Origin of the sequence: Lentilactobacillus sp., assembly GCF_040773105.1 — a bacterium.
Taxonomy (GTDB): domain Bacteria; phylum Bacillota; class Bacilli; order Lactobacillales; family Lactobacillaceae; genus Lentilactobacillus; species Lentilactobacillus parabuchneri.
Window position 1 is genome coordinate 1 of record NZ_JAXGWW010000108.1, and the last position, 6,678, is coordinate 6,678.

The 6,678-nt window shown below is 45.5% G+C and carries 7 protein-coding genes; 6 read left to right on the forward strand and 1 reads right to left on the reverse strand.

Annotated elements, in window-relative coordinates; genetic code table 11:
- The 6 genes from AB3112_RS06825 to AB3112_RS06850 form a co-directional block, all read left to right on the forward strand.
- The coding region (locus AB3112_RS06825) for an ABC transporter ATP-binding protein (RefSeq protein ID WP_367334163.1) at positions 1 to 1,050 on the forward strand (1,050 nt) is incomplete at its 5' end.
- Positions 1,051 to 1,061: 11 nt separating this feature from the next.
- Positions 1,062 to 1,871: an ABC transporter permease gene (locus AB3112_RS06830; RefSeq protein WP_057910626.1), complete on the forward strand. Its 810-nt coding sequence runs from the start codon at positions 1,062 to 1,064 to the stop codon at positions 1,869 to 1,871.
- Positions 1,871 to 2,692 (forward strand): ABC transporter permease, encoded by an 822-nt coding sequence (locus AB3112_RS06835; protein WP_367334164.1) that lies wholly within the window; start codon positions 1,871 to 1,873, stop codon positions 2,690 to 2,692. Before AB3112_RS06830 ends, AB3112_RS06835 begins: the two co-directional genes overlap by 1 nt.
- Positions 2,689 to 3,759 (forward strand): ABC transporter substrate-binding protein, encoded by a 1,071-nt coding sequence (locus tag AB3112_RS06840; protein ID WP_057910628.1) that lies wholly within the window; start codon positions 2,689 to 2,691, stop codon positions 3,757 to 3,759. The genes AB3112_RS06835 and AB3112_RS06840 overlap by 4 nt, the downstream gene beginning before the upstream one ends.
- Before the next feature lie 68 nt (positions 3,760 to 3,827).
- The gene (locus AB3112_RS06845; RefSeq protein ID WP_057910629.1) at positions 3,828 to 4,157 is read left to right on the forward strand and encodes a hypothetical protein; all 330 of its coding nucleotides are present in this window, start codon (positions 3,828 to 3,830) and stop codon (positions 4,155 to 4,157) included.
- Between the two features lie 318 nt (positions 4,158 to 4,475).
- A complete protein-coding gene (locus AB3112_RS06850) occupies positions 4,476 to 5,912 on the forward strand; it encodes an MFS transporter (RefSeq protein ID WP_367334165.1) in 1,437 nt (478 codons plus the stop codon).
- Positions 5,913 to 6,125: 213 nt separating this feature from the next.
- On the opposite strand, the gene AB3112_RS06855 is transcribed toward AB3112_RS06850, so the two are convergent.
- Positions 6,126 to 6,678, reverse strand: a 553-nt coding sequence (locus tag AB3112_RS06855) for a cation transporting ATPase C-terminal domain-containing protein (protein ID WP_367334166.1), incomplete at its 5' end; no start/stop codon positions are given.

Here is a 6,678-nt window from a genome sequence, read left to right on the forward strand (position 1 = left end):
AAATATGACGACGGCTTTACCGCTCTTAAAAACATCAGCTTCACATTACAGGAAGGCGAATTTTACACCCTGCTTGGCCCTTCCGGCTGCGGGAAAACAACCATCCTCCAATCTATCGCCGGCTTCACGGAAGTCACGTCCGGCCAAGTCTTGTTTGACGGCAAGAAAATTAACGACATTCCAGCAAATAAACGACCGCTGAACACGGTGTTTCAAGACTACGCCCTCTTTCCAAACATGAACGTCTTCGATAACGTCGCCTTTGGCTTGGTTGTCCAAAATGTCAGCAAAGACGAGATTGAGACACGGGTTCACGCTGCGCTTCAAATGGTTCAGCTTGAACAATACGTTAACCGGGAAATTAGCGAGCTTTCTGGTGGCCAGCAGCAGCGAATTGCGATTGCCAGGGCAATTGTTAACCAGCCAAAGGTATTGCTCTTAGACGAGCCGTTATCGGCCTTAGACGCCAAGTTACGTAAGGACATGCAGTATGAATTACGTGAGCTCCAGCAAAACCTCGGGATCACCTTTTTATTTGTGACTCATGATCAAGAAGAAGCCCTGGCCATGAGTGACGAGATCTTCGTCATGAACAAGGGTGAAATCCTCCAAAAGGGGTCGCCCGTCGATATTTACGATGAGCCAATTAACCACTTCGTTGCTGACTTCATTGGTGAAAGTAACATCATCCCCGGCAAAATGGTCGCCGATTACCAAGTCGCCTTTTTGGGGCACCAATTTGAATGTGCCGATGCTGGTATGCAGCCCAACGAACCCGTTGAAGTCGTTATCCGTCCTGAGGATTTGGTGATCACTACTCCGGAAAAGGGCAAACTTCAAGTTAAAGTTGATACCCAGCTGTTCCGTGGCGACTACTACGAAATTTTGGCTTACGATCAGGCTGGCAACGAATGGCTGATTCACTCCACCAACGCCAGCACCGATGACGCGATTGTCGGCTTGGCATTTGGCCCTAACGACATGCATATCATGCGTTACAACGAGACTGAAGCCAAGTTTAATCACCGGCTTGAAAGTTACGAAGAATAGGGGGAACGACGATGAAGAAGAATTTTCGCGCGTTGTTTTTCACGCCCTACATTTTATGGCTGGCCATGTTTGTCATCGCGCCGGTTGCCCTGATCTTTTATTATTCATTCTTTAACATTCATCACGAGTTTACCCTAGGGAACTATCAAGAATTTTTCACCTCTGGGACTTACCTGACAATGACCGCCAATTCAGTTCTTTACGCGTTTTTGATCACCCTGTTCGCCATTTTGATCAGCTACCCGATGGCATTGGTGATCAGCAAATTAAAGCACCGCGATTTATGGATCCTTTTGGTGATTTTACCCACTTGGATCAATTTACTGCTGAAGGCCTATGCCTTTATTGGTCTGTTGAGTCGTGACGGGCTGGTCAATTATTTATTTCAATTGGTCGGCATCCCCGCCCAGCACATGCTGTTCACCGACGCCAGCTTCATTTTGGTTGCCGCTTATATCCAAATTCCATTTATGATTCTTCCCATCTATAATTCATTGACGGATATCAGCGATTCGTACATCCGTGCCAGTCGAGATTTGGGCGCTACTAAATGGCAAACGTTGACCAAGGTCATTATCCCCATGACGATGCCGGGAATCAAATCAGGCATCCAAATCGTCTTCATCCCTTCACTGTCACTCTTCATGTTGTCGCGTTTGATCGGTGGTAATAAGGTTATCACCTTAGGAACCGCCGTTGAAGAGCATTTCTTAACCACCATGAACTGGGGAATGGGGTCCACAATTGGCGTGGTCTTAATTATTTCGATGGTCATTGTCATGCTTTTGACCAACACCAAGCGAAAAAGGAGGCGCGCATAATGGAAGAAAAGGCCTCCCGAACCGGTAAAATTTATATCACGATTGTGTTTTTGCTATTGTATATTCCAATCGTTTATTTGATCCTTTATTCATTCAGTAAGGGAACCACCATGACCAATTTTCAAGGCTTTTCACTGAAGCATTACGGCGAATTGTTTAACGACAAACGGATGCTGGCGATCTTCTTGAATACCATCTTGATTGCCCTTCTCTCATCGGTTTGCTCGACCATCGTCGGAACTATGGGTGCCTTAGCGGTCCACAACGCAAAACGCCGCCATGAACGAGAGACGTTACTCTCCCTTAACAGCATTCTATTGGTTTCCCCCGATGTTATCATCGGTGCCAGCTTTCTGATTTTCTTTACCGCACTCAAATTACCGCTGGGATTCTGGTCGGTTCTGTTGAGTCACATCGCCTTTGAAATTCCGATTGTGTTATTGCTGGTCTTACCCAGATTGGATGATATGAGTCCTTCAATGACCAACGCGGCCATGGATCTCGGCGCCAGTCCGTCACAGATTCTCAGTAAAATTATCCTGCCTTACATCCAACCGGGCATTATGGCCGGCTTCTTCATGGCAATCACCTACTCGTTAGACGATTTCGCCGTCACCTTCTTTGTGACCGGCAACGGCTTTACAACGCTTTCAGTTGAAATTTACTCACGCGCCCGCCAAGGAATTAGTTTGGAAATCAACGCGTTAGCCGGCATCATGTTCATCTTCTCGCTGATTTTAGTCGGGGTATATTACCTGATTGAAACCCACAACACTGGGGCTGGCGGCAAGAAGAACATTGTGGAGGTGACTGACCGATGAAAAAATTTATCGCAGCTTTAGTCGCTATTTTGGCCTTGTGTGCCGGTCTGGCTTATGGAAGCAATCAACTCACCAAATCTACCGGGGATACCGGCAACAAGGTCCTCAACCTCTACAATTGGGGGGATTACATCGACCCATCCCTTTTGACGAAGTTCCAAAAAGAAACTGGTTATCACGTCAACGTCGAAACCTTCGACAGCAACGAGGCAATGTATACCAAGATCAAGCAGGGCGGAACCAGCTATGATTTGACGGTTCCCAGTGACTACATGGTTGAAAAAATGAAGGCCGATCACATGTTGATTCCACTGGATAAATCACGGTTAACCGGCATGAACAATTATGGTCAATCATTTCTAAACAAAAGTTTTGATCCGCATAATAAATACTCAATTCCTTATTTTTGGGGAACTTTAGGCATTATTTATAATGACCAATTTGTTAAGCCGGGATCCTTGGCGCACTGGAATCAACTGTGGGACAAGAAATACCGCAACGATATTATGCTGATTGATTCGGCTCGAGATATTTTGGGATTCTCACTGATTTCAATCGGCCAATCCGTGAACACCACCAACTCAGCTGAACTCATTAAGGCTAAGAATAAGCTCAATCGCCTGTCGCCAAACGTTAAGGCCGTGGTTGCCGACGAAATCAAGATGTATATGGCAGAAGGAGAAGCCCCCATCGCCGTTGATTGGTCGGGTGAAGCATCGGAAATGATGTCTCAAAATTCTCACTTGCACTACGTCGTCCCGACTGAAGGCAGTAATATGTGGTTCGATAATTTGGTCATCCCAAAGACGGCCAAACATTTCAAAGCAATCTACGCGTTCTTGAATTTTATGAATAAGCCGGAAAACGCTGCCCAAAATGCAGAATACATTGGTTATTCGACCCCGAATACACACGCGTTGCGACTTTTACCGAAGTCAATCCGAAATGACCGACAGTTCTACCCGACTCAACAAGTCATTGACCGGCTGCAGGTGTACAGTAATTTAAGTCCGGAAAAGGTTCAGGAGTATAACGATTTGTATTTGGAATTCAAAATGCATCATTAGGCGTTACGCATTCTTAATTGGTCTTTATCCCTAAAATGCATTAAACTGATAATGAGGTGAATATAACAATGGCAAAGAAAAACATGCGACAAGAAATCATCATCGATATGGACGAATTTATCGTCACATACGCAGCAACCCTCTTGGATCCGAACCAGAATCTCTCCGAGTTGGTTTATAACACAGCAAAAGAAGATATCACAAAGTGGGACGACTTGTTCCACGATCAAGGATTTGGTCGAAAAAATAAATTTGTTAACATTGGCAGAGGCTATCTAAGAGATGCCTTAAACTTGGATGCAGAAGAAGCAGAAAAGCAAGGCGACCAGTTGGCTCAAGAAGCAATCGAGTACTTGGGAAAGCACACGGACTTCTTTGAAAGATGGAGAACGGATTAGAGTGCGACGAGACCCGGGAGACGCGGTTTCTAAGTGTACTTTGACCAAATCCCTGTTTTCGGGATTTGGTTAAAGTACACTTAGAAGTTAGCGTCTGGGTCGTCGGAGCACGTTTCGCTTGGTAAAAAGAACCACGATCGTGACAAAATCCAAGTGATCCCGGAGCAAAAAAACAAGCCATTATTCAGAGAAAGCATTCCCTGGATAATGGCTTGTTTTTTTGCACTTCTTGCGAGCACATCTTACCTACTTTTTGTAAGTTTGCGCGATAATAGAGCTATTGAAACCCATGTCTATTGTAAGAAAGAAGGGACAAAAATGAACAATCCGTCTCCCCAATCTACCACTCAAAAAAACGGTTGGTGGATTCTCGTATCCATTGGCATGTTTGCCTTCATGTCAAATCTGGATTCCAGCATTGTCAACATTGCCATGCCAATTATGGCCAAACAATTGAACGTGCCAATGAACCAAATCGAATGGGTCGTGTCTTCATACCTGATTGTGCTCACATCGTTATTGCTATTATTTGGTAAATTAGGTGATATCTACGGTAAGATCAAGGTCTTTCGGATTGGCACCATCGTCTTTTTACTTGGCTCATTTTTGTCTGGACTGCAGATTAATTTCCCTTTTCTTTTGGTTGGCCGCTTTATCCAAGGGACTGGCGCTGCGATGACACTTTCCAACACCTACGGGATCACCACTTCAACCTTTGGGATTAAAGAGCGTGGCCGCGCCATGGGATTTGTCGGCACGTTTGTCGCGCTGGGGGCCATCGCCGGTCCCGGACTTGGGGGGTTGATTTTGTCACGTTTATCCTGGGGATATATCTTCTGGGTCAACCTGCCAATTGGCATTATTGCCGTCATCCTGGGCGCAATTGTCATGCCAAAAGCTTATCAAACTGTCCCTGGAACCATCGACTGGCAAGGATTTGCCAGCTTTGCGTTGACAATTGTCGGGATCTTCTTGGGCGTTTTCATCGGCCAAGAAATTGGGTATGGCAAACCAGTGCCACTGATTTTATTTGCCATTGGGCTTGTGGCGCTATGGGAGTTCTTCCGCATTGAAAAACGAGCTCAAAACCCGTTGATGCCGCTTTCCCTGTTTAAAATCAAACCCTTTACCTTTGGCCTTGGTGCCGCCGTATTAATCTTTTTATCAAACTTTTTTACGGTGGTCATCATCCCCTTCTACCTCGAAGATGCACTGAAACTAAACGCTGGACAAGCTGGGGCACTTTTAATTATTTTCCCAGTCATCATGGTTTTTGCCGGCCCGTTTGGTGGTTGGTTGGCCGATCATTTTTCACCAGCCCGTGTCGCCACCGTTGGCCTGTTAATCGTGGCGATCGCCCAAACGCTCTATATCTTCTTAACGCTAACCAGCCCAATCTGGGTGTACGTGATCATCACCATCATTATGGCGTTTGGTACCGGCCTGTTTCAGTCGCCAAATAGTGATATCGTCATGTCAGTCGTGCCTAAGGACTCCCTCGGAAGTGCCGGCAGCTTAAATGCGCTGGCTCGAAACGTCGGCATGATTTCAGGAACTGCCCTTTCCACCAGCGCCCTGTTCATCGCGATGAGTGTTAAAGCAGGCTTTCACGTGACCAATTATTTGCCTGCCCAACCAGAAGTCTTCATCTTTGGGATGCATGTCGCTTTTGCGGTATCGCTGATCATTATCATCGGTGCTTGGATACTGTCGATCATGCAGGGACGGGCAGTTAAGCCGGGTGATTTGAAGTAATTTTTGTTAAAAATATGAGGCTGAAACAAAAGTATCAACTTTTGACCCAGCCTCTTGTTTAGCGATTTTATACTATCTAGCTGAAACGTGCGGCAATCGGCTGATCCCGGCCATTTAAGCCCATCAATCAATCATTCCAAAACCAGGAATAATCGCTTGATGGGCTTAAATTCTGGGATCAAAACGCCTCTTGTCTCACTCTCATTTTTACGATTATTTAATTGTCGTTGCTTTTCCTTTTTTCCGTCGGTACTCAATTCTTCCCAACTTGATAATCTCGGTAACCACCAGCACAATAAACCCGGCAATGGTTGGCACAACCCAGCCATAGAAGAAGTTGATGCTGCCAGTGTGGAAGACATCCTGCATAAACGGAATGTAGAACATTGCTGCCTGCAAGACAAGCAAAATCCCAATGATGATAAACGCCATCTTATTTTCAAAAAAGTGTTTGGAAATAATTGGGTAGGAATTTCGAATGTTGAACAGGTAGAAAATCTTTCCGAAGATAATGATGTTAACCGCCATGGTACTTCCAAGAACTGCGGTCAAGACACCAGAATCAACAAATCGGTCAAAGGTGAAGATTCCAAGTGCTGCGATCAGGATGGAGACGTACGTGATTTCAAAGACATCCATCTTACCTAAGATCCCTTTTCTAACGTCCCGCGGACCGCGAATCATAATTGATTCTTCGGCCGGTTCAAAGATAAACGCAAACTGAATGGTTAACGCTGAAACCGTGTTAATCCACAGCAACTGGGTT